A 23,767-nucleotide genomic window follows, 5' to 3' on the forward strand; every position below is an offset into this window, starting at 1 on the left:
ATTTGCAATATTTGTACAAAAATTGTACAATATACTATGAAAACAGTAGAAAAAATCATACAAATTTATAATCGCTCTCAACTTAGCATCTCAAAATTTGCTTCAATTATTAAAAAAGATAGAAGAACTGTAACCTCTTGGATAGATAAAATCTCACAAAAAGAGCCAAGTTCAGAAGTTTTAGACAACATATCTTCATTTTTCAGATATCCAGATAATATTTGGGAAGAAGAAACACAAGAAGGTGATTTTTTAGATATGATTTCTAAGATTCCAAAAGAAGAATTAAAGATTATTGATGAGGGTTATTTGGGTGGATTGAAATATATCTTAGCAAGTGAAGATAAAGAAAGATTTGTCATTCACCCACAATTTCCTGGTCCAATGTATAGAGATACGACTATTACAAAAGTTTACAGAACGCAAAACAGTTTAGAAGTAGAAAACTTTAAAAAAGAGAGAATCACTAAAATGCTCGCTTATTCTTTTGAAACAACGGAGTGGTACTCCATAGAATCTCTTTTGAACTTTTGTTTTTCACAAATAGGTAATTTTTATACAAGAGAACAAAAAATACACATTTTAGACCTGATGCATGATAGTTTCAATGACAACTATAACAAGCACCTATACCTTTTTGATTCTTTTTCTAGAAAGATATATGGTTTTAATAGTATGTATATCTCTATTAATATTAAAAAGCAAGTGATGTTTTTCAAATCTCCACTTAACTCTGTTTTTATAGAAGTTAGCAATAAAAAACTAATAGAGAGAATTCACAAACATTTTACTTTTGGAAGCGAAGCACCGACTCATGTTAATCCAAACGATGTAACTAATATACTACGAATATTAAGAGATGCTATAAAGTCAAATCTATCACTTAGTCAAGCTTACGAAGAAATAAATAGACAAACTTTTTATGGTGGTCTTTTTAAAAATAATATGAGTTTATCTATGCAAGAAAAACTCTCTGACCCAAGAGAGGGACAAAGAGTAAGTTAAGTTTTACATGCCTGTTGTTATAATCTCTTCATCAATAGTAAGTTCTACACTGTATCCATCTGAATGAGAGTAACTATAAGTTGTATTATCTCCATTATCAACCATTGATGTTTGCGTCCAATCACCACTTTCATTTAGGTTACTTGCATCAAAACTATCAGTATCATTACCTGTAATAATTAAACTATTTGAAGGTTCTGTCATGTCAAGAATATCTTCAAGTGAAAGATGGATAATCTCTGCATTGCCATTCATTTGAATCTCTTCAATATTTTCAATTCTTTCTAAGTTATCATCTGAAAAATCAAGTTTAATCCCATCTTCTAAGATGACGGTATCAAAATTATTTACTGTTTGAACTTCATTTAGATGCATTGGCGTACTAGTTTCTACATCTATTACAACATCAACAACATCTGATTCTAAACCTGATTCATCCGTTACTTTATACTGATACTGAGCATCTGCCACTTCATTTACATCAATACTTGCTAAGAAATAGTCACTAGAATCTCCAACGCCATTTTGATTTACATAAGGGTTTGCACTAAATTGTAACTGGTCAAAAGCTAAACCTTCTATATTAAAATAACCAGCTTGAGAAGTTCCGCTATTTCCAGAGCCAATATTTTGTGTACTTAAAACAAAATCAGGAGTAAAATTATTATCTCCTGCATTATTTGAAAATGTAAAAGAGCCAACTTTATTCCCATCAAGGTAAGCATCTACAACACCAACTTCTGATTCACTACCGTTATTATATAAATGTGTAATTCCTATTTTTGCACTTGTCACAGTAGATGCAAAATCAACTATCATTGTTTCTGTATTTTCACTTCTTGCATCATAACCTATCTGATTATTTGTTCCACCTGCTACACCTTGTACACCAACTCCATCTCTTGAATTATAGGTAACTACTGATTCTTCTCCATCTAATCCAATTGCTTTTAGACTAACACTTGACCAGCTATCAGTTACACTTTGTACGCTTCCAAAATCATCTGCCCCACCAAGAGATATAACATCTCCATCTGTTGGAACCTGTTCATGTGTTGCAACCCAATATACATTATCTCCATTACCAAAAGTCATGGTTTGCATATTGGCATCTGTGATTTTTGTAAATGAACCATTTGCTTCTAAGTAAAGGTCACCATAAGAATTCTCAGATGCTAGTTGAGTTATCTCATAACTTAAAGAACTCTCTAAACTTTGAGCATCTCCGCCACCTAAATCAGCAGGGTCTGCTAAATCATTTTCAGCTCCACTACCATCTAAACCTCCACCAACATCAAACTTTTTGAAAAATGCTATATCATTTATATCTGGCGTATTAGTATCATTTGAAAAATCTCTTAAAGCTGTATCATCAGAGTTTAGATTTGAAGTTGTTGTGACCTCATCAGCAGTTGGAGGAGTTTGAACATCTAAGATAGTACCTGTTCCTACTGCTGTTTCACCGCCACTTAATGTCGCACTTAATGTAAAACTTTCACTATTTTCAATAAGACTATCGGTAACACTATCAATCTTAACCATTACACCTTTAGTATCTGCGTTAACTGCTATCTCTCCATTTGCTGGTACATCATTCCAAGTTTGTCCATCAAAACTATATTTGTATGTTGATTCATTATAATCAGCATCTATAGCAGATCCATCAGCCAAAGCAAGAGTAAGTATGCTTGAAGCCTCAACTCCACTAAGTCTAACACCAAAGATTAAATCTTCACCTTCATTTACAGTTACATTACTGCTATGAATATCTGAACTACATAAAGTTCCAACAAAAACAGTTGGTTCACCCATAGGTTTTACATCTAAATGAACAGTTGCATTATCTGTTGCACCTAACTCATCAGTAATCGTATAATCAAATGTTGCTTTACCGTTGTAGTCTTCATCTGGAGTAAAGGTAACACTTAATCCATCTGCACTTAAAACTACACTTCCATGAACTGCATTTTGTACTGAAGTTAAACTAAAAGAATGACCTTCTATGTCGGAATCATTTACAAGTAATGTCGCTACATCGATAGTTATAGAACTATCTTCATTCATATCAAAATCACTCTGAATAAACTCTTTTCCATTTGCCGTAAATCTATGAGCAGAGATGCCATCTCCATTTTGCCATGAGATAACATAACCACCATCTTCTAAAGTTGTAATACTTGGCTCAGACTGTCCGCTTACACTATCACTTATAAGTACAGCATCTGGCATTGTAGTTGTATTTTCATCAAATGTTTTAGAGTAAATTGCTCCATTATCTTCATAAACTACTATTACTGCATTTTGCAAAGCTGTGATAACAGGATTTATCCCATTATCTGAGATAATAGTTTCATTTCCTACTTTACTTCCATCCGTATCTAAAATCTGAGCAACTATTCCTTGACCTTCTGACTCCCAAGTAATAACTGCTTTTCCATTATCTAAGGCTGTTACTTCTGGATCTGTTTGATTACCATTAGTTGTATGATTTACAGCTATTTCTTGCCCAACTAAAACTAAACCATCATTAGTAAGTTCTAGTCTTTGCGCATAAACACCATAACCATCTCCATCTGTACCTTCTGATTGCCAAGTCATGATTGCTGAAGTGTCTGAAAGCATCACTATGTCTGAATCTATTTGGTCATTTAATATTGTTTGATTTACAACAATACTATCTCCAACTTTATTACCTAGTGCATCAAAACGCTGTGCAACTACTGCAAAACCACTTCCATCATGAGTATCACTAAAAATCGGATTATCAATACGACCATGGTCTGTATTATCTAGTCTTGCATCTGCTGAGTATGTAACTATAAACCCACCATCTGGTAAACCTATAATTGGGTCATACTCTGCTCGTGCTACTGTAAACTCTTCACAAATAGGGCTACCATTTACATCGTAGATTTGACCTTGTATATATCTTGAGCCATTGTCCCAATTATCTACATTTATATTATGGTCATCAGAAGTCCAAGTCACTAAATAACTTCCATTTTCAAGTCCAACTACATTTACATCATGCTGACTTCTACCACCCTCTTCATTTGTGTTTTCTACAAAAGTATTTACTCTAGTAGCGTCTCCTACTTTTTCTCCATCTGCATCATATCTTTGGATAAATACATCATGATTTACAGTTCCTCTTGTCCAAACTGTTTCACCACTGTCTTTAACATCACCATCATTGTTTAAGTCATTTGACTCAGCACCGTTATAAGTTGTTCCACTTACTTCGGTCCATGCTACAACGAAACCACCATCACTAAGTGCTGTAATATCTGGTTCTGATTGATCAGCATCTCCAAAAGAAGTCACTTCAAACTCACCTTGTTCTGAATTTTGAAAACCATAATTATCAACTGCAGTAGTTGTATTTAAATACTCTCCTGTATTTAAACTACATCCACCAATATCAAGAGATACATTCATCGTATTACTATGTTTATCTCCATCAAATACTACTATTTCAAACTCTCTTACTTCTCTATCTTCACTTGTAGTTCCAAAAGTAAGTGATTCTAGTGCCAACTCATAGTCTGATACACTAGCACTTCCACTAAGAGTTACAACTCCGCCAACTACCGTTGCAGTTATGCCACTTGGAAGATTGTCTGCATCTATCACATCTCCAACTTTAAAGTTAGTAAGGGTCAATACAGCACTTTCTAAGTTAGCATCATCAACATCACTAAGAGATACATCTGTTAAGATTGTGTTTGCTGTACTATAATCAGTTCCTACTAGCTCAATATTATCTATATATGCACCAAGAGAATCTTCATTCCCTGCTGCTTGAAAATTTAATTCTGCACTTGAAGTTTCAATCCCACTAAAAGTAGCACTTATCTTAAACCATGATGAGCCATCAACTGGCGTAATCTTAACTTCAACACCACTTGGTGCTTCATAAGTTATGTTTCCCTGAGCATCTACATTTATAGCTACTTCTTTGCCGTCTAATGAAAACTTCATATCACTTGTATCAGCTTGTCCTGGTCTAGGCATAAAATTAAATGATAAAGTAAAAGTATCGTTGCCTTGTCCTAAATTAACATCTGTTGTAATTGAACTATTTGAATTTTGTGAATGTGTATCAAGTTCAACATAAGTGCCTGAACCATCTGCTGTATCTAAACCATGAATTCCATCATCTGTACGCATTTCTAATCCTGCGTCATTCATTCTCCACTCATGTCCACTATTACTAACTAAAACATTATCTCCATCTGTTCCATGCTCAACATACCAAGCTCTACCATTTGTATCACCAGCACCTTGATTTACCCCTTCAAAACCTTCACTAAATAGTGTAGTTTGAGTAGGACTATGAAGTGTTGCACAAGGTTTAATAGTAAAAACAACATCATCATAATCTTGGTCAGTTCCACCTTGTGGTAAATCTTCCATACCGATAGTTAAACCACCATCAGGATTTTTAGTAATAATCGCATGGTCGCGTCCATCTGTACTCATGTCATTATCTGTATAGTAAGCTTTGTTTAAACTAGCAGTATCTGTTGAATCATTAGGATTTGTAAAAATAACTTGAAAGGTTGTTGGGTCTATAGAAACTTCAAATCCATTATCTATTGCATTTTTTATACTTGCATTTGAATATCCATTTGGAATGATAAAAAAACCAACTTCTCCACTTAGGTTATTTAAAGTACCAAGACTAAGAGAATCATTTCCTAAGAAAGCATCAAAATTACCACCTTGACCATCATCATCTCCTTTATCAACATAAATAACTTTAACATCTACTATATTTCCATCTGCATCTTTTTCATAAAAACCTAAAATATTTTTATATCCAGCAGTTCCACCATGATAATCAACTGCTAAAGAAGAATCACCAGTTCCCATATCGATAGTTATGTTTCCATTACTCTCATTAAACAGAAGTCCTTTATCTCTTGATACTAAATCCTCAGGAGAGATAACATCTGCTATGCCATCATCATTAATGTCTAAAAGTCCATCAACAATATGTAAGGGCTGATTGTTTGCACTAATAGAATTTATAACAGGAGCATCATCCATCCCATCTATTTTAATCTCTATGTTAGCACTTATGTCAGGATTTTGTGCGTCACTAATCGTATAAACAAAACCATCTGTTACATTATCCCCAATATTTAAAGCATCTACTGCTGAGTCACTGTCATCTACTACAAAGGTAAATACTCCATTGTTATTGATAGTTAATGTTCCATATTCACCATCTATACTAATATCAGTTCCATCTGTTGGAATATCTACAACAACCCCACCAAAACTAATCTGCGTAATAGTTGTAGCATTATTGCTTGTGTCATTTGCTAGAACATTTCCAGATGCCTCTCTTGTATCATTGGCTTCATCTTCAGCATTAATAAATTCATGTCCAGTTTCTGCGGCACTAGCACTATCATTACTAGCTTGTATAGCCACATCATCATCAGTTATTGTAGTTATTACTTTGTCATTTCCAACAGTTAAGGAGTCATAGCCACCACCTGTTGCACTTATAATTGTAACACTATAATCTTCATCACTCTCAGCTAAAAGGCTATCAAAATTATCTATCGTGAAAGTTCCACTTGTTGTATTGGCATCTATCTTAACAATAACCACTTCACTTACAATATCATTACTATTTGTATCAATATGAGAAATTCTTACACTTACAAAAAGGTCAGTTAATGGAGCATCTGTAACATTTAAAGTATATGTAGCACTATTACCTTCAGCAACTAAAGTTGTGCCCTCTATGCTTATCTCAGTATTTAAAGGTGGTTTTTGTTCATTACCATCTGGATTTTTCTCATTTGCATCAGCACCAAAAGAAGCATCACGAAGTCCTGAAGCTGCACGAGTTGAGTTGGCATCTCTATACTCAAAAACACTCTCTCCACCTTCATTTTGTTTGGCTTGTTCTTCTCCAGCAGCAGTTTCATCTAAAATACCTAAATCTTCTTCTTTTGTATCAGACTCTTCATCTTTTGCATAAAGTTCATCATCTAACTCTTTTAAACTTTTGTCTGCTAAACCACCTTCCATGCTAGGCTCATCTGTCATAGATTTATCAAATAGTTGTTCTTGAGCACCACTTAAAACAACATTTCCTGCACCATTATTCATAGCTATTTCTATACTTGCACTTGAAGGATTACTTTTATCTCCATATACTATGGCATTTTCATCTATTGTATCGCCCTCTTTTAATTCTGTAATATTTCCTTGTGCATCTTTTGTAAAAAACTTACTTTGTGAACCGTTTATCATTAATATTTTTGCTGACATAATAATTCTCCTAACTATAGATTATTACTTACTATAACAAGTATATTACAAAAATATATATATTGATATTGTCCCTATGGACAATAAAGAAAGCTTAGAGGTGTAGTTTATTTTAGAAGTAGAGCTAAAGCTAGTCTATCTTTTACATAAAGTTTTTTATAGATGCTTTGAGCATGTGCTTTAACTGTTCTTGGAGTGATTTCTAATTTTTGAGCAACATTTTTGTATGTATCACCATCTTTAAGAAGCAATGCTACTTCTTTTTCTCTCTCACTTAGTTTTACAAGTATAAAAGAAACATCTCTTGATTCTTGAACTGGTATTTGATTTATAAGTAGAGATGTAAACTCTGGATGCAACCAAATCATACCTTCTTTCATCGTTTGGATTGCAGAAAGTATAAAATGTTCTTGCATAAGTGCATTTCCATAAGCCTTTGCACCAAGAGCTAGAACCTCTCTTGCAACTTTAATATCTGGTACACGATGTAAAACTAAAACAAGATTATCATTTTTACTCAATTGTATAATCATCTCTTTTCCCTTAGAATTAAAAGCTGAATAGTTAACAATTACAATATTCCCAAAAGAGTTTTGCAACTCTGATAATTCATCAAAAACTACATAGTCTTTTTTTATAGCTTTTTCCCAATACTCAAGTAAATTTATATCATCACTATAAAGTATAATATCCATGCTTATCTCTCCGTAAATGTGTATTGTTTTGTTTTTAAAATAGGTTTGAGTATATAATCAAGCACACTTTTTTGTCCTGTTATAATATCAACACTTACTGTCATTCCAGGGATTATTTTAAGCTGCTTAGATACATCACCAATAAAATTTTTATCTGTTTTAATCCTAACTGTATAAAAAACATTATCTTTTTGGTCTGTTACAGTATCCGCACTAATTAAAACAACCTCTCCATCTAAACCACCATAAATAGAAAAATCATAAGCAGAAAATTTAACTATTGCTTTTTGTCCAAAATATATAAAAGCTATATCTGAAGGTTTAATTTTCACCTCAACTAACAAGGCATCATCACTTGGAACTATTTCGATTATATCTGCCCCTGGTTTGATAACACCACCAATAGTATGAACAAATAATTCTTGAACTATTCCTTTCATAGGTGAGCGAACTATGGTACGACTTACTTGGTCTTTGAGCGCAGTCGAGTTCGCTCTTAAACCTCTTAACTCAGCAACTGCTTCATTTAGTTTTACTTTTGCTTCACTTTTATAAACTAACTTTGTTTCATTAATCCTACTTTTAACTTCTTTTATAGCTGATTTTAACCTTGGAATAGATTTTTTTGTTGCACTATATCTAGCTTCTATCTCATTAGCTTCTCTTTGTAGTTTTAAAAAATCTCTTTTTGAACTAACCCCTCGAGCAACCATAGGACTTGTCATTCTTACTTCTTTTGTAACTAACTCTGTTGATGATTTAAGATGTTTTTCTTGAGTTTTTGCTTCTGAGAGTTCTTGTCTTTTTTGAACAAGTTGTTCTCTTAATGCATTTAGTTTTGAGTTTAGTTGTCTTTTGTTAATGTTGTATAAACTCTCTTCATTATTTACAAAAATAGGTATTCTTTCTTTTAACTCTTTATCTACTTTAAATTTTTCTCCACTTGATTCTGCTGTTAATCTATGAATCCTAGCTTCAATAGCATCTGCTTTAATCGCGTTTGAGCTAAATGATGAACGAGATTTTTCATTGTTAATTTTTAAAAGGATTTGTCCTTTTTTTACATTTTGTCCTTTTCTCACTAAGATATCTTCAACTATTCCACCTTCAAGATTTTGAATCATTTGATTCTCTCCACTTGGAATAATCTCACCATCTCCCCTAGCAATTTCATCAATAAGAGCAAAATTTGCCCAGGCTAAAAATATAGCAATAGCCACAATCCAAAAATATAATACAACTCTAAGAGTAGCAGGGGTAACTTGAATAACAGCAGCACTTAAAGAGTGCATAAACTCATAATCCTGAGCGGATAAGTTTTTTTCAACTTCATTTTTCTTAAACATTTTTTCCACCCCCTAATTGCGCAGTAACTTCATCTTTTGGTCCATCTAAAAGAACCTTTGAATGATGCATCACTATAACTCTATCTACTAAAGCTAAAAGTCCTAATTTTTGAGTAACAAGAATTAAAGTTTCTTTTTTAAACTCAACATTAAACCTTTTCATTATGCCATTTTCAGTTGTTTGGTCCATAGAGTTTGTAGGTTCGTCCATAAGCATGATAGAACTGTTTTGCATTAAAGCTCGAGCAACACCTACACTTTGTCTTTGTCCACCTGAAAGACCTGCACCTCTTTCACCTATTTGCATCTCATATCCTCTTGGATGTGTTCTAACAAAATCATCAACTCCACTTATTTGTGAAGCATAGATAACATCTCCTATATCAGGATGTAAATCAGAAGATACTATGTTATCTTTTATAGTACCTCTAAAAAGATTTACATCTTGAGGAACATAACCAATAAAACGGCGTAAATCTGCTGGGTCAATTTGAGAGATATCAATATCATCAATAAGTATAGTTCCGCTATCTGGGTCATAAAGCTTAAGTATTAGTTTGGCAATTGTTGATTTTCCAGAACCTATGCGACCAATAATTGCAACTTTTTCACCTGCATTTATTACAAAACTTACATTTTGTATTGCTGGCATCTCTGCATCTGGATATGTAAAAGTCACATCTTTAAATTCTATTTTTCCACTAAAACTCGGTCGTTCAACAAACTCTTCGCCCTCTTCTCTCTCCATATCTTGAGAGATTATATTATTTAAAGTATCATAAGAACTTCTAGCATCTGAGTAGTTTGAAATCAAACCAGCAGCTTGACCCATAGGAGCAACTGTTCTTGAAGTTAAAATCACAACTGCAATAAGTCCACCCATAGTTAGCTCAAACTCTTGAATAAGATATACTCCAAAAACAACTACGAAAACAGTATTTAGCTGAATAAACAAGTTTGTGACATTTGGAATAGAAGAAGATAATATACGAGATTTAAGATTTTTTTCTGCTATCTCCCCTGTTGTTTCTTCCCATTCCCACTGCTGTTTACCTGTCATACTCATAGACTTTACAGTTTCTATATTTTGAAGAGTTTCAATCAAGATACCATTTTTCTTTGCACTTGCTTCATGTGAACTTTCTATTGACTCTCTTAATGGTTTTCTAATAAGAAGAGCGTAAGCTAAGATAAGAAACATAGTAGTCATTGGAACAAAAACCAGAAAACCACCTATATAGTAAATAACCATTAAAAAGATTATCGCAAAAGGCAGGTCAATTATAGCCGTCATAGTAGCAGTTGTAAAAAATGAACGAACTGACTCAAAATCTTTCATATTATTTGCAAAAGAGCCAACTGACTGAGGGTGAACTGCCATTTTTAAATTTAGAACTTTCTCAAAAATTATACTTGACATAATGATGTCACTCTTTTTTCCAGCCAACTCAAGCATATATCCACGAGTGATTTTTAAGAAAAAATCTAAAACATAAACAAAAACTATGCCTATAGTAAAGACCATCAAAGTTTCTTGAGCATTGTTTGGGATAACTCTATCATAAACATTCATGGTAAAAAGTGGAGTTGCTAAAACAAAAACATTTATAAGAAGTGACGCCCATAAAACATCTCTGTATATAGTACGAGAAAGATTAAGCGTACTCCAAAACCAGTGTTTAGATTTTACATTTAAAGTGCGAGATTTTTTAGAATCATACTCAAACCTTTTTTTAAGTAAAAATCCATAACCCAAATACTCTTTTTCTAATTCTGATACTTTTACCCACTCTTGTGAGCCTTCTCCATCTGGATATATAATTTTAACTTCGCTTCTATCTTCAGAAAACTTCTCTAATATACAAGAATTATCATTGCTTAAGAGAATAATCATCGGTAGATGGAGTTGAAGCATTGCAGGGATTTCTCTTTTTATAAGAGTTGATTTTAAACCTGCCCTTGTAGCAACTCTTGAAAAAAGTGATTTTGATTTTGTTCCGATTGAAAAAAGTTTTGAGTTTCCATCTTTTGCATAAACAGGAAGCCCCGCGAGTAAAGCTTCTGCGCTAAAAGGCTTATGAAAGAGTTTTGTATATAAAACAAGAGAGTCAAGTAATGAATCTTCTTTAACTGATATTCCAACTCTTTCATTCATTACTCTACCTTCGTTTTTTTATTATTGTGCGCTATAAGAAAGCTTAACCTCTATACGACGATTAATTGCTCTACCCTCTTTTGTTCTATTGCTTTGAACTGGATCCAGCTCACCTCTACCTTTAGAAGTAAGTCTAGATGCTTCAACACCCTCATATATTAGTGCAGATTTTGCTGCAGCTGCTCTTCTTTGAGATAACCTCATATTGAGTTCTGCTTTACCAGTACTATCTGTATGACCAATGATTTTGGCATTAAACACAGGATTTTGTTTTAAGAAAACAGCAAAGGCAACTACCTTCTCATAAGAAGATTTTAGTATCTTATCTGAATTTGGTTTAAATGTTATTGCTAACTCTTTACTTAGAGCACATCCTGTTGGATCAACACTAACGCCTTTTGGTGTATCTGGACATCTGTCTTTATAATCAACAACCCCATCGCCATCACTATCTAACGGGCATCCTTTTTTATCTACTTCCACACCAATAGGTGTTTTAGGACATTCATCCTTATAATCAATAACCCCATCTTTATCACTATCAACAGGGCAACCATAACTATCTACAGTTGCTCCCCTTGGCGTCGCTGGGCATCTATCCACACTATCAAAAACACCATCTTTATCACTATCAATATCTTCAGGGAACATTACATATAAAGTAACCATTACGCGATTTGAAAGCTCTTTTCCTTGTGTCAATGCATCACTAAAAGCCATATCTTTACCACCACGATAAGATAAAATCATAAGTTCTTCATTGATTTCATTTTTCACTAAAGCATCTTGAATAAATTTAGCATTTTTTCTACTAAGATCCATTGTTTGTTTAGTGTCAACTTCTACTCTCTCATAACTTGAAATGATAGTTTGTGCTTCTGGAGTATGTCCTATAATGCTAATACGAACACTCTCCCCACTTACAATATACTTTTTAAGAGTATTTGTTATATCTTGAAGTTGTGTAGTATTTGTATCTTCATTCATCTCATCTTCTAAATCATCTTCATCAAAAATTAAAGGCTCAAATCTGATAATTTCTTTAAAATCACCATACATTAAAGCATCTAGTTTCATTTTAGAAACATTAGACTCTTGCTCTATTTTATAGTCATAATCATAAGTTCCCCCGAACAAAGAGTATGCAAAGATTAATATTAGTAAGTATTTCATTATATCTCCTCACTTGTTTTGCTTAACTCAATGTCAACACGACGATTTAAGTTTAAGCCTTCGGCTGTTTCATTACTTGCTATTGGTTCTTCTTCTCCACGACCTTCACTACTGAGTCTTTGTGTATTAACACCTTGATTTTGTAAAGCTTTTTTTATAGCTTTAGATCTACTATCTGAAAGTTTAAGATTTGCGCTAGCATCACCTATGTTGTTTGTATGCCCTATTATATGTACATTATAATCTAAATTTGCTTTTAAAAATCCCGCCAATACATCTATTTCTGTTTTTGAATCACTTGGAATATTAGAACTACTTGCTGAAAAATTAACTCTTAAACTCAATGATATTGTGCATCCTTTTTCATCAACCGTATATCCAATTGGTGTTTTAGGACATTTGTCCGCATAATCTTTTACACCATCAAAGTCACTGTCAAGTGCACAACCATCTGGAGAAACTTTCGCATTTATTGGAGTAAGAGGACAAGAATCTTTGGCATCTATAACACCATCAGAATCACTATCTCTCATCATTTTTTTACAACCATAAGGCATAATATTGTTAGCTTTTAAAGAGTTGTCACAAAGATCTATATTATCAGGAATCTCATCATTGTCTGAATCTAGTTTTACAGGAAGAGTATCTAAGATTTCTAAGGCTTCAGAACCACTATAAAGGTTTACTTTTGCAGCATGTTTATTAACATCGCCAGTTACTGCAGTTACTAAAAGTCCCATAGCGTCTAAGATACGATACTTTGCAAAAAGTTGGTCATACTCAGCTTTAATGATTTGACTTCTAGAGTTTATCACATCGTTTTGAGATGCTAAAAGGTCAAGTAAAGAACGACGACCTAAATCATATTCTTCTTCATATAGGCTAAGCGTACTCTCTGAGAATGAACTATAATCTCTTAAATCTTTTAGCTGTTCACCAATCATCTGATAAGCATTCCAAGAAAGATTTAAACCTTCTATCACTTGTCTTTTTAAATCTCTTTTTATCTCTATCTCTTGGTTTATTTTACTTAGATGCTTTTGGATATTTGCTTTATCTGCTCCACCACGAAAAATATTATAGTTAAGCACTAAACGAGCACGAAATCTATCATCTGGGGAATCAAATGCATTTCTTTTTTCAACATCATTATAAAACTGGCTCATTTCAAAATCAATTTTTGGATAGTAATCTTTTTTGTGTTGTTTGTATAATTCCTGAGCACCTTTGATATTATATCTACTAACTAAAAGTGAAGGGTTATGTTCAACAGAATACATCGCAGCTCTTTGGATACTCTCTGGCATCCCAACATTAAACTCTGGTCTTTGCATCTCGTGAACTAAAGGCATACGACCTAAAACTCTTCTAAAAGAGTACTCTGCATCTCTTGCGTTGTTTTTTTGTACTGTCAGGTTTGAACGAGCTAGTGAAAGTGAAGATTGGATTTTTTTAACTTCAGAATCAGTTGTCAATCCTGACTCAAACAAATCTTTAACTTTTTTATAAATATTTTCATTTATCTGTACATTTTCTCTAGCTGTTTGAGTAAGTTCATGTGAACGCATAACATTTACATAAGCATCTATCATTTTAAAAGCTATATCATTTGATTTTTCTATGTAGTTATACGCAGATGCTAAGATTCTAGCTTCTTCATAATTTACTTTATGAGTAGTACCAAAACCATCAAAAAGATTTTGAGTAAAAGTCAAAGATGTTTCATAATTTCCATAATCTTGCTCAACTATATTATGACTATAATCTGAATTATCTCCATTTTTTAATGCTCCCGCTTTGTTAAATCCAACAACTGCTCTAAAATCAAGCTGTGGATAATACTCAGAATTTGCTATATTTAAATCTTGTTGCGTAGCCCTAAAGTTTTTCAATCTCTCTTGAATAACTGGATTTGTATTTAAAACCTCAACAACACTTTCTTTAAGACTTAAGCCAAAAAGTGATGATGAAAATATAAAACTTGCTACACTAAAGATGATAAAAGATTTTTTTAACATTCTAGATTCCCCTTATTATTTGCTATATCAGCGGTATTCTAACTAACAAAAGTGAGGAAGTAGTGAGTTTGTGGCTAGTTTGATGTTTTTTATTAAATTTCTATGGTATAACCTACTCCAAACACATTTTTTATAGTTTCTTTTGGTAACTTTTTTCTTAGATTCTTTATAATTGTCTTTAGTGCAGCAACTCTATCATCATCATAACTATCCCAAACATTTCCTATGATATCATCATAACTATAAGTAATATTTATGTTTGAGAAAAGCAAAGATAAGATTTGTCTTTCTTTATCTGTTAAGAGTATCGTTTCATTTGTGCGTAGTTCTTCTTTTTCAAAGTCCCATCTATATCCATCTTTTAATATTAAAACTTTTTTTGAAAATATGCTATATTTGGTTAACTCTTCTATGACAAAACTTAGTGCGTCTTTTAACTCTTTTCTAGTAACAGGCTTTACGAGGTACTTTGTCAAACCAAGCCCAGTAGCATCTAGAAGATAGTTTAACTCTGTATGTGCACTCAAAATTATTGCCTTTGTGGTGTAGTCATTTTCTCGTATCTTTTTAAGAAGGTCTATCCCATTTAGCTTAGGTATATTTATATCTATTATCATTATTTGAGGTTTTTTACTCTTGTATATTTCATAAGCCTCTTCTCCATCTCCAGCCTCATAAACATTTATAAAATGATTTTTCAAATACCTTACATAATTTTCCCGAATCTCTTTTTCATCTTCAATATATAAAATCGAGTAATTCTCTTTTGTATTATTCAACTCCAACCTTTATTTTTATCTCAAAACATGTTCCAAATTCTCTGTTACTCACACTCAATTCTCCACCTAAACTCTCCCCAATTATCTTTTTTGCCATATATAGTCCTAGTCCCGTTCCTTGAGATTTATGTTTTGTAGTAAAGTATGGTTCAAATATTTTATCTCTTATCTCTTTTGAAATTCCACCAGCATTATCACAAAGCTCAATTATATAAAACTCTCCTTCAATTCTAACTGTTACAGAGATTAGAGCTTGATAACTATTTCTATTTACAAGGGCATCTTTGGCATTATTTAAAATTACCACTAAAACTTGTTGCAATTCATTTTCATAACTATGGCACATAAAATCGTTGTGAACATCTACTTCTATCTCTATCTCATGTTTTGTAAATCCACCTTTAACTATATAAACAGACTTCTCTATCATACTTTTAAGAGAAAAGGTTTTCTTATCTTTATCATCACTAAAAAAGTCTTTAAAATCATCTATTGTATTTGACAAGTATTTAGTTAAAGACTCTATCTCAAGAAGTCTTTCTTCCACCTCTGGGTTTTAAACCGTTTTTTTCACTCAAAGCAGTATCAATCAATAGTACAGAAGAGTTTATTTGAGAGAGTGGTTGCCTCCACTGATGAGCAATATTTTCTAGCATCTCACCCATAGATGCTAGTTTATTTTGATGAAAGAGCATTTTATCTTTATCTCTTGATTTTTGTAGTTCCTCTTCTACTCTTTTTGTCAACTCTGTATTTAACTTTTTTATATTATAACTTCTAAACATAAGAACAACAAAAATGACAAAAAACACTACCATTAGCTTATAAAAAAGAGCGTAATCAAACTCTTTTTCATTCTCAAATAAAAACCATTTTTTCATAATACTTTCTTTTTGTTCATTTGTTATTTTTACTATGATTTTTTGTAAAATTGTATGTAAGATTATATCTTCTTTACTTGTAGCAAAACTAAGCAAAAGCTTCTCATCAAAATATGTATTTATTTTTAGTTCTTCATCATCATTATCTTTAAAATAATACTGCATTGTTAAAGAATTGCCTCCAAACGCAAAAACCTCATTATTTTTAACTTTTTCTAAGCCCTCTTTCATACTACTCACTTCAATATGTTCTAAATTTGGATAAGCATTTTTTATAATATCCCCAATCGCATAATCTTTAATAATTGCTATTTTTTGCTTTTTTATAAAACTAATATCGATAATACTCTGCGTGCTTTTTTTTGTTACTATGACCAAAGGAACTTGAAGATATGAAGATGTAAAATTTAAGTTTTTTAACTTTGTATTTAGTGAAGATGCCAAAGGTAAAACATCACACTTCCTCTCTTGCATCATCTTTATAGACTCACTCCATGTCTGTGTTTTTACAACTCTTATATCTATATCAAGCTCTTTTTTAAAGTATCTTATAAAATCAGCACCGATACCAACATATTTATTATTTATAATTGCTTCTATTGGCATCCAGTTCGGATCAACACAAATATTAAGATTTACTTTATCTTTTAGATATTTTTGTTCAGCTTTTGATAATTCTTTTTCTTTTTTATCATTTCTATCAAAAAACCATCTATTTTTTATTTCTAATAATTTATGTTCTCCTATAACCTTTAAAGATTTATTTATAATCATTATAGCCTCTGGCCAATCTTTTCTAACACCAAAAGATAGTTTCAGGCTTTCATTTAAGGTCCCTTCTCTTTTTAAATACGGTAAACCCATTTTATTTGCTAAGTAAAAGGTTGAGCCATCTCCAAACATGACATCTGCCTTAGCAGTAACAACACTACTTATCACATCTTCAAGTTCCTCGAAGCTTAAAACTTGAGAGTTTTTAAACTTACGACTTATTTTTTCATCTACTAAATTACTTTTATGTATAGCAATAATTTTATCTTCAAGGTCATCTACGGTGTGAATATTGTTGGGGTTTGCCGAAGATACTATAAGCATCTTTTGCATCTTGATATAAATATCTGAAAAATTCAGATACCTATTTCGCTCTTTATGGATGCCTCCCGTACTTAAGCCATCTATTTCTTTGTTTTTCGCCATTTGTTGCATCTGTGCCCAATCTCCAATGATAAGAGAAAAGTTTGCTCCACTTACTTCATTGATAAGATTTAACACATCAACATCATAACCACTGATAACGCCGTTTTTATCGACTATGACATAAGGTTCCCACCTTTTATCAGTTCCAAGCGTTATCTTTGGATGTTTTTTTATAAATGCTTTTTCTTTTTGAGTTAGGTTTAATAATTTAGTAGTAGTTGCATCTGCATAAAGAAAGATTGAGAGAAAAAATAAAATTAACTTTAGTTTATTCATAAGTTAATTATATCTTTTAAAACTTTGCTTTAGATATATATAAGCAATTTTGATTTATAATACTAGCAGATAAAAGTCAGGAGTGATGTTATGTTTGTATCTTCGTACAGCACATATATTAGTACAAATAACATACAAAAAACTTCTACTGATAAAAGTGAGAGTCAAAATACTCCTAAAATCTCTTTTGAATCTAAACTTCTTCAAAATACAGTTTTAGAATCTTCAAACACTAAAAAATTTCCGATAAATTACATCTCAAACTATAAAACTTTTAGCAATAAACAAAAATTAGAAGATTCTTTTGAAAATAAAATAAAAGATAAATATAACAAAAACAAAGCTGTAAAAAATGCACAAGATGCTTATGCAGATAACTCAAAGATATTTTCATTTTTACTTGAACCAAAAATGACGCAAAACCAAACACCTATGCTAAATACAACTCTTCCAAATAATATTCAGATGCTACAAGAACAAAAGATGCGTCATAAAATGGTAAACACCTACATATCAAACGATAAATACTACCAAATTACTGCCTAATTTAACTCCGCCCTTGACAACAATCTCCAAAATCACAATCGAGGTCTTTAAACACATCTTTAGCTGCTGCATTTGAGCGAGAATAATCAGACACATTCACTAAGATAAACATACTTATCACTATTAGAACTATTTTTTATACTATTTGTGTTTAGTCTAAAATTATTCTTCTATCCAAGCTTGCGTTTTTATAACTCTACCATCACAAAAATATTTTAATTTAAAAGCATTAGAACATTTGCCATTACTAAAATCCATAATAGCTATTTGAAGTATTTTTTTACATTTTTTTGGCACATCAAAATGTCCTCTCAAGCCGGTTAAGAACTGCTTTAGTGGAACTTTGGAATCCATTCCTATAACATTATCTCTACAACCAGTTAAACCAATATCACTTAAATAAGCTGTTCCATTAGCTATTTGAAAATCATCTGTACTTACATGAGTATGAGTACCGATGATACCACTCACTTTACCTTGAAGTAAAATCATCATTGCTCGTTTCTCACTTGTCGCTTCTGCATGAAAATCTACAAAGATATTTTCAACACCCTGCTCTTTTAATTCTTTTACACTCTGTTTAGCCTTTCTAAAAGCATTATCAACAAGTGGCATTGAGTAGTGTCCCATTAAATTTAAAACACCTAGCTTTTCTCCCGCAATTTCATAAACTTTACAGCCAGTTCCGCCAACTTCATCAGGATAGTTATGCGGTCTTAGTATTTCATGTGTATCAAAAAGTACCTCTACATCTTTTTTATCCCAAGAGTGATTACCTCCTGTCATACAGTCAACTCCATAAGAAAGAAGTTCATTAGCATTTTTAGAAGTCACTCCAAAACCATGAGATGCATTTTCATAGTTTGCTATTACAAAATCAACTTTATATTCTTCTCTTATTTTCTTCAGATGCTCTTTTAGCATATCTCTTCCAGGGCGACCAACTATATCGCCTATAAACACAACTCTCATCTATCTATCTCCTTTGTTTGCGAACAAGTCCACAAACAAATTCCTATCACTAAAGCTTTGCCTTTGGCAAGAGAAACATTTTGTTTCATTTATAACACCTTTGGTTTATTGTTTCTAAGATAAAAAAGCACTGCTTTTATGATGTCATCATCATCTTTAGAATTTGATTTTATGCTCTCTTTTGAGTTATTTGTATATGAAATAGTAATATTTTGTCCATAGTTCATAATGCTTTTTATCTTTTTCTCTAAACTTAAAAGTTTTATAACCATTAGTTCAAAAAATTGTTTTGTTGGATTGTCTAACTCTCCAAATCTATCTATTATTTCTTCTTCTATCTCATAAATTTCAACAGATTCTTCACACTGAGAGAGTCTTCTATATATATCTAAACGAAGTCTATCTTCTTTTACTACTTCATCAGAGATATATGCAGAAATACTAAGTTTTATATCAACCTTTGCTCTCTCGCTCTCCATCGTATTACTAAGTAGTTTTATAGCATCTTCTAACATTCTAAGATAAAGAGAATACCCTATATTTTTTATGTGTCCACTTTGAGCATCTCCTACTAAGTTTCCACCACCGCGAATCTCTAAATCGTGATATGCTAAAACTGAACCACTCCCCAAAAATGAGTTTGACTCCAAGGCTAAAAGTCTTTTTTTTGCTTCATCTGTAATGTTTTGTTTATCTTGGACTATAAAATAGGCAAAGCCTTCAACATGACCACGCCCTACTCGACCACGAAGCTGATGAAGGTCGGCAATCCCAAATCTATCTGCACCATCTATAATCATAGTATTTACTTTTGGCATATGAATACCTGATTCTATAATGGAAGTGGCAATCATCAAGTCATACTCCCCAGCTTCAAACTTTAAAAGCTCTTTTTCGGTTTGAATGGCAGAGATTTTTGAGTGCAACATTACGATTCTCAAATCTGGTAAAATTGCCTTAAGTTCACCAAGTTTTATAGGCATATGGTCTATAGAGTTATGAACATAAAAAATCTGTCCACCGCGTCTTAACTCTCTGAGTATAACTTCTTTTATAAGTTTTTCATTATACTCTTTTACAAAAGTTCGCACACCTTGTCGCTCACTTGGTGGAGTTAAAAGCTGACTCATCGTTTTAATAGAGCTTAGTGCTTGATTTAATGAGCGAGGTATTGGTGTCGCACTCATAGATAATAGATGCACATTATGATAAATCTCTTTGATTTTTTCTTTTTGTTTAACTCCAAACTTATGCTCTTCATCTATAATCACTACACCCAAATTTTTAAAAGTTAAACCAAACAGCGAGTGTGTCCCAACTACAACATCAATCTCCCCAGATGCCAGACCTTTAATAACATTCTTTTTATCTTTTGTACTTACAAATCTATCTAGTTTTGCATAGCGAAGTCCCAAATCAGCGAAACGCTCATCTAAAGAGCGATAATGTTGAGCTGAAAGAAGAGTTGTTGGAACTATTAAAGCTGATTGAAAACCTGATTTAAAAGCTGTAAATATCACATTTAATGCAACTTCGGTTTTACCAAAACCAACATCACCACTTAAAAGTCTATCCATTATATGACCACTAGACATCTGAGATATTATCTCCTCAACCGATTTACTCTGATCATCCGTATAAACAAAACCTGCAAGTTTTTGAAAATCTTTCAGGTGAGATTTTGCAATACTCATTTTTGGTGCTTTTATAAGTTCTCTTGCTGCTGCTGTATTTACAATCTGACCAGCTATCTCCATAAGTCGTTTTTTGACTTTTTCTTTTAACTTACCAAAGCTTCCTTTACCAAGTCTATCAAGCATAGGTGTAGAACCGCCAGATGCAATGTAGCGGTCTATAAAGTCTAAGTTCTCAACAGGTAAAAGTATTTTATCATCACCAACATACTTGATAACTATAAAATCTTTTATCCCACCTAAAATTTCTGTTTGCTCTATCTTTTCAAATATTCCAACACCATAATCTTCATGCACAACATAATCACCAGTTTTTAAATCATCAAGCATTATGGAACTTTTTCTTCTTCGCCTTATTTTATCTGCTTTATTTAAAGAGATTATTAGTTCATCTTTAGTAAGAATGTTTAAAATATATGGTGCATATATCTCTTTTATATTATTTAAATTAAAAAGCCCAACTTGTTTCATAAGAGCTTCATTTGCCGCGATAATTGTTATCTTTTTATCTTTATGAACTTTGATAAGAGTAAGGACATTTGTAACAATCAATTCTTTATAATTATCGCTACTTGTCAAAATTTCTACATTAAAACTATCCCTTGGAACAATAGGATTATTTAATGCATATGCATCTACAAGTAAAGTATCTAAGTTTCTGATTAGTTTTACTTTTTTGTTATGTACAAAATTTGAAGCCTTATCCTCTAAATACCAAAAACCCAAAGATGCAACATCTTTTACTAAAGAGTCAAACTCACTTTCTTTTACTTTTTCATCTATTGCATTAAATTCATCTTCATTTAAAGAATAAAAAGCTGGAGCAATAACGAGAGTATCTAGTTCTTCTTTTAGCGTTCTTTGTGATTCTAATTCAAACTGTTTTATCTGTTCTATCTCTTCATCAAAAAGAGATATTCGTATAGGCATTTTTGAATTTGGAGTGTATATATCTATAATATCTCCACGAAAAGATATTTCCCCTTCAACTTGAACCATATCAACAAAACTATAACCCCAAAACAGCATCTGTTCTTTAAATGATTTTAGATTAATACTTGAGCCAAATTCTATTGTTATTTGTTGAAGTAAAGATTCATGTGGAAGATTAAACAGTAATGTTTTTAACGGAGAAATGATTAAGGGCTTTTTTTTATATGTGTTATATAATTTTAATGCTGAGAAAAGTTGATGAAGTTCTTGTGTGTAAACACGCAAATCATCTCCATAACTCGGTCTAAAATCTGGAAAAACAACAACTTCTTTGTTAAAAAAATTTGCTACGCTTTGTAAGTTTTGAGCCTCTTTAAAATCTTCACATATTAAAACTTCTATATCATCGTTCTTATTTTCTTTAAAATATTCAAATAGTATGTTTTGTGACATTTTTTTCCTAGAGGGTTTATGAATTGATTCCTATGCAAAGCATAGGAAGAAGTTTATTTTGCTGAAGTTTGTTTTAGAGTTGGTTCTTGTGTAACTTGTAATGCTTCTGGTGTTGGAACAGGAGATGCACCTTTAACAACACTATTTCCTTCAAAAATACCTTTTGCCTCAATGACAAGTTCAGAAGACTCTATCGTTCCATTAACTCGTCCAGCAGCTTTAATCTCTACTCTACCAGCATTAACGCTACCTTCTATATAGCCTTGAACTACAAGTCTTTTTGTTGTTACATCACCTTTTATGTGACCATTTTTTCCGATATTCACCTCTTTTTTAGAGTGAATTATACCTTCAAATTCGCCATCTACATATAAATTACAAGAGAGATTCATCTCCCCTTTAATTGTAGAGCCAGCTGTGATAATGGTAGTGTTTGTGTCGGGTTTGGTACCTTGATGTGTGCTGTCGCCGTTATTAAAGATTGCCATGGTATTTTTTTCTCCTTTTCAAATATCTCTTTATAGTTTTTTACATTCCATTTTACAAAATAAAAAGGATTTACTGCGCGTTGAATAAATCTTAGTTCATAATGTAAATGCGGTCCGCTACTCATGCCTGAATTACCTGTATATGCGATTAAATCGCCTTTTTTTACAAATTTACCTGATTTTATCACAATCTTGTTTAAATGACCAAAGTATGCTCTAAAACCATAATTGTGCTGTAAGATAACTAGCTTACCAAAACCACTTCTTTTATGAGTTCCTGCCCATTCTACTATACCATCTGCTGTTGCATAAACGGGTGTGTTCATCTTCGCTCTCATATCTAAACCACGATGAAACTCTTTTCTATTTAAAGTAGGATGTGTTCTATAACCAAACTTGCTAGTTACCCCTCTATAGTTAATTGGCGAACCACTTGGTATGAACTGCATCAAAGTAGCCATCTGTTGAGAGTTTACTTTTGTTAAGTTTACTCTTTGCTGAAGTGACATATCTGCAACTGGAGAAAGACCAATCAAAATTTCAATCTCCGACAAAGAGTCAGAAACCGCACTCAATTCTCGTTTTTTTGCGATTAAGGCTAGCTGTGTATCTTTAATACTTTTATCAAGTTTATCATTTTTAATTTTTAATCTATCATAAGCATTTTGTGTATTTTGGCGTTTTATTTCTATCTCATCTACTGAGTAGTTTAAATATAAAATAGTTCCTACTGCAATCAAGCCTATAAAACCCAAAAAAGAAACGGCATAAAGAATTGCTTTTTTTACTATATGATGCAAGTTATACTGTTTTACACCATTGTCATCGTTTATGGTAATAGTAAAATGATCATTCATATATT

The 23,767-nt window shown here is 32.2% G+C and carries 15 protein-coding genes; 2 read left to right on the forward strand and 13 right to left on the reverse strand.

All coding sequences use genetic code 11. The features are described from left to right. Positions 1 to 36 precede the first annotated feature (36 nt). A complete protein-coding gene (locus MOV50_RS03355; RefSeq protein WP_321779001.1) occupies positions 37 to 1,005 on the forward strand; it encodes a hypothetical protein in 969 nt (322 codons plus the stop codon). 3 nt (positions 1,006 to 1,008) lie between these two features. On the opposite strand, the gene MOV50_RS03360 is transcribed toward MOV50_RS03355, so the two are convergent. The 9 genes from MOV50_RS03360 to MOV50_RS03400 all read right to left on the reverse strand — a co-directional run bounded on the left by MOV50_RS03360 (position 1,009) and on the right by MOV50_RS03400 (position 17,819). Further along, complete coding sequence (locus MOV50_RS03360) at positions 1,009 to 7,299, reverse strand: cadherin-like domain-containing protein (protein ID WP_321779002.1); 6,291 nt, start codon at positions 7,297 to 7,299, stop codon at positions 1,009 to 1,011. Positions 7,300 to 7,406: 107 nt separating this feature from the next. Next, positions 7,407 to 7,994, reverse strand: coding sequence for a response regulator transcription factor (locus tag MOV50_RS03365; protein WP_321779003.1), 588 nt, complete (start codon positions 7,992 to 7,994; stop codon positions 7,407 to 7,409). Between the two features lie 2 nt (positions 7,995 to 7,996). After that, positions 7,997 to 9,340: an HlyD family type I secretion periplasmic adaptor subunit gene (locus MOV50_RS03370; protein WP_321779004.1), complete on the reverse strand. Its 1,344-nt coding sequence runs from the start codon at positions 9,338 to 9,340 to the stop codon at positions 7,997 to 7,999. Continuing rightward, on the reverse strand, positions 9,333 to 11,495 hold the full coding sequence (locus tag MOV50_RS03375; protein WP_321779005.1) for a type I secretion system permease/ATPase: 2,163 nt from the start codon (positions 11,493 to 11,495) through the stop codon (positions 9,333 to 9,335). The genes MOV50_RS03370 and MOV50_RS03375 overlap by 8 nt, the downstream gene beginning before the upstream one ends. Positions 11,496 to 11,516: 21 nt before the next feature. After that, positions 11,517 to 12,668 carry an OmpA family protein gene (locus MOV50_RS03380; protein ID WP_321779006.1) on the reverse strand — a complete coding sequence of 384 codons (1,152 nt, stop codon included), beginning with the start codon at positions 12,666 to 12,668 and terminating at the stop codon, positions 11,517 to 11,519. After that, positions 12,668 to 14,686 (reverse strand): TolC family outer membrane protein, encoded by a 2,019-nt coding sequence (locus tag MOV50_RS03385; RefSeq protein ID WP_321779007.1) that lies wholly within the window; start codon positions 14,684 to 14,686, stop codon positions 12,668 to 12,670. The genes MOV50_RS03380 and MOV50_RS03385 overlap by 1 nt, the downstream gene beginning before the upstream one ends. 92 nt (positions 14,687 to 14,778) lie before the next feature. Continuing rightward, positions 14,779 to 15,465, reverse strand: coding sequence for a response regulator transcription factor (locus MOV50_RS03390; protein WP_321779008.1), 687 nt, complete (start codon positions 15,463 to 15,465; stop codon positions 14,779 to 14,781). Beyond that, the gene (locus tag MOV50_RS03395) at positions 15,458 to 16,012 is read right to left on the reverse strand and encodes a HAMP domain-containing sensor histidine kinase (protein ID WP_321779009.1); all 555 of its coding nucleotides are present in this window, start codon (positions 16,010 to 16,012) and stop codon (positions 15,458 to 15,460) included. The genes MOV50_RS03390 and MOV50_RS03395 overlap by 8 nt, the downstream gene beginning before the upstream one ends. Next, positions 15,993 to 17,819, reverse strand: coding sequence for a transporter substrate-binding domain-containing protein (locus tag MOV50_RS03400; protein ID WP_321779010.1), 1,827 nt, complete (start codon positions 17,817 to 17,819; stop codon positions 15,993 to 15,995). Before MOV50_RS03400 ends, MOV50_RS03395 begins: the two co-directional genes overlap by 20 nt. A 90-nt stretch (positions 17,820 to 17,909) precedes the next feature. Here MOV50_RS03400 and MOV50_RS03405 point away from each other — a divergent pair, with 90 nt between their 5' ends. Next, positions 17,910 to 18,365 (forward strand): hypothetical protein, encoded by a 456-nt coding sequence (locus MOV50_RS03405; RefSeq protein WP_321779011.1) that lies wholly within the window; start codon positions 17,910 to 17,912, stop codon positions 18,363 to 18,365. A 162-nt stretch (positions 18,366 to 18,527) separates the two neighbouring features. Here the strand turns inward: MOV50_RS03405 and MOV50_RS03410 are convergent, their stop codons facing one another. The 4 genes from MOV50_RS03410 to MOV50_RS03425 all read right to left on the reverse strand — a co-directional run bounded on the left by MOV50_RS03410 (position 18,528) and on the right by MOV50_RS03425 (position 23,762). Then, positions 18,528 to 19,337, reverse strand: coding sequence for a TIGR00282 family metallophosphoesterase (locus MOV50_RS03410; RefSeq protein WP_321779012.1), 810 nt, complete (start codon positions 19,335 to 19,337; stop codon positions 18,528 to 18,530). An 89-nt stretch (positions 19,338 to 19,426) separates the two neighbouring features. Beyond that, on the reverse strand, positions 19,427 to 22,417 hold the full coding sequence (locus MOV50_RS03415) for a DEAD/DEAH box helicase (RefSeq protein ID WP_321779013.1): 2,991 nt from the start codon (positions 22,415 to 22,417) through the stop codon (positions 19,427 to 19,429). Between the two features lie 53 nt (positions 22,418 to 22,470). Further along, positions 22,471 to 22,809 (reverse strand): polymer-forming cytoskeletal protein, encoded by a 339-nt coding sequence (locus tag MOV50_RS03420; RefSeq protein WP_321779014.1) that lies wholly within the window; start codon positions 22,807 to 22,809, stop codon positions 22,471 to 22,473. Continuing rightward, positions 22,806 to 23,762 carry a M23 family metallopeptidase gene (locus tag MOV50_RS03425; RefSeq protein WP_321779015.1) on the reverse strand — a complete coding sequence of 319 codons (957 nt, stop codon included), beginning with the start codon at positions 23,760 to 23,762 and terminating at the stop codon, positions 22,806 to 22,808. Before MOV50_RS03425 ends, MOV50_RS03420 begins: the two co-directional genes overlap by 4 nt. Positions 23,763 to 23,767 lie beyond the last annotated feature (5 nt).

It is taken from the genome of Sulfurimonas sp. (assembly GCF_029027585.1).
In the GTDB taxonomy this organism is placed as follows: domain Bacteria; phylum Campylobacterota; class Campylobacteria; order Campylobacterales; family Sulfurimonadaceae; genus Sulfurimonas.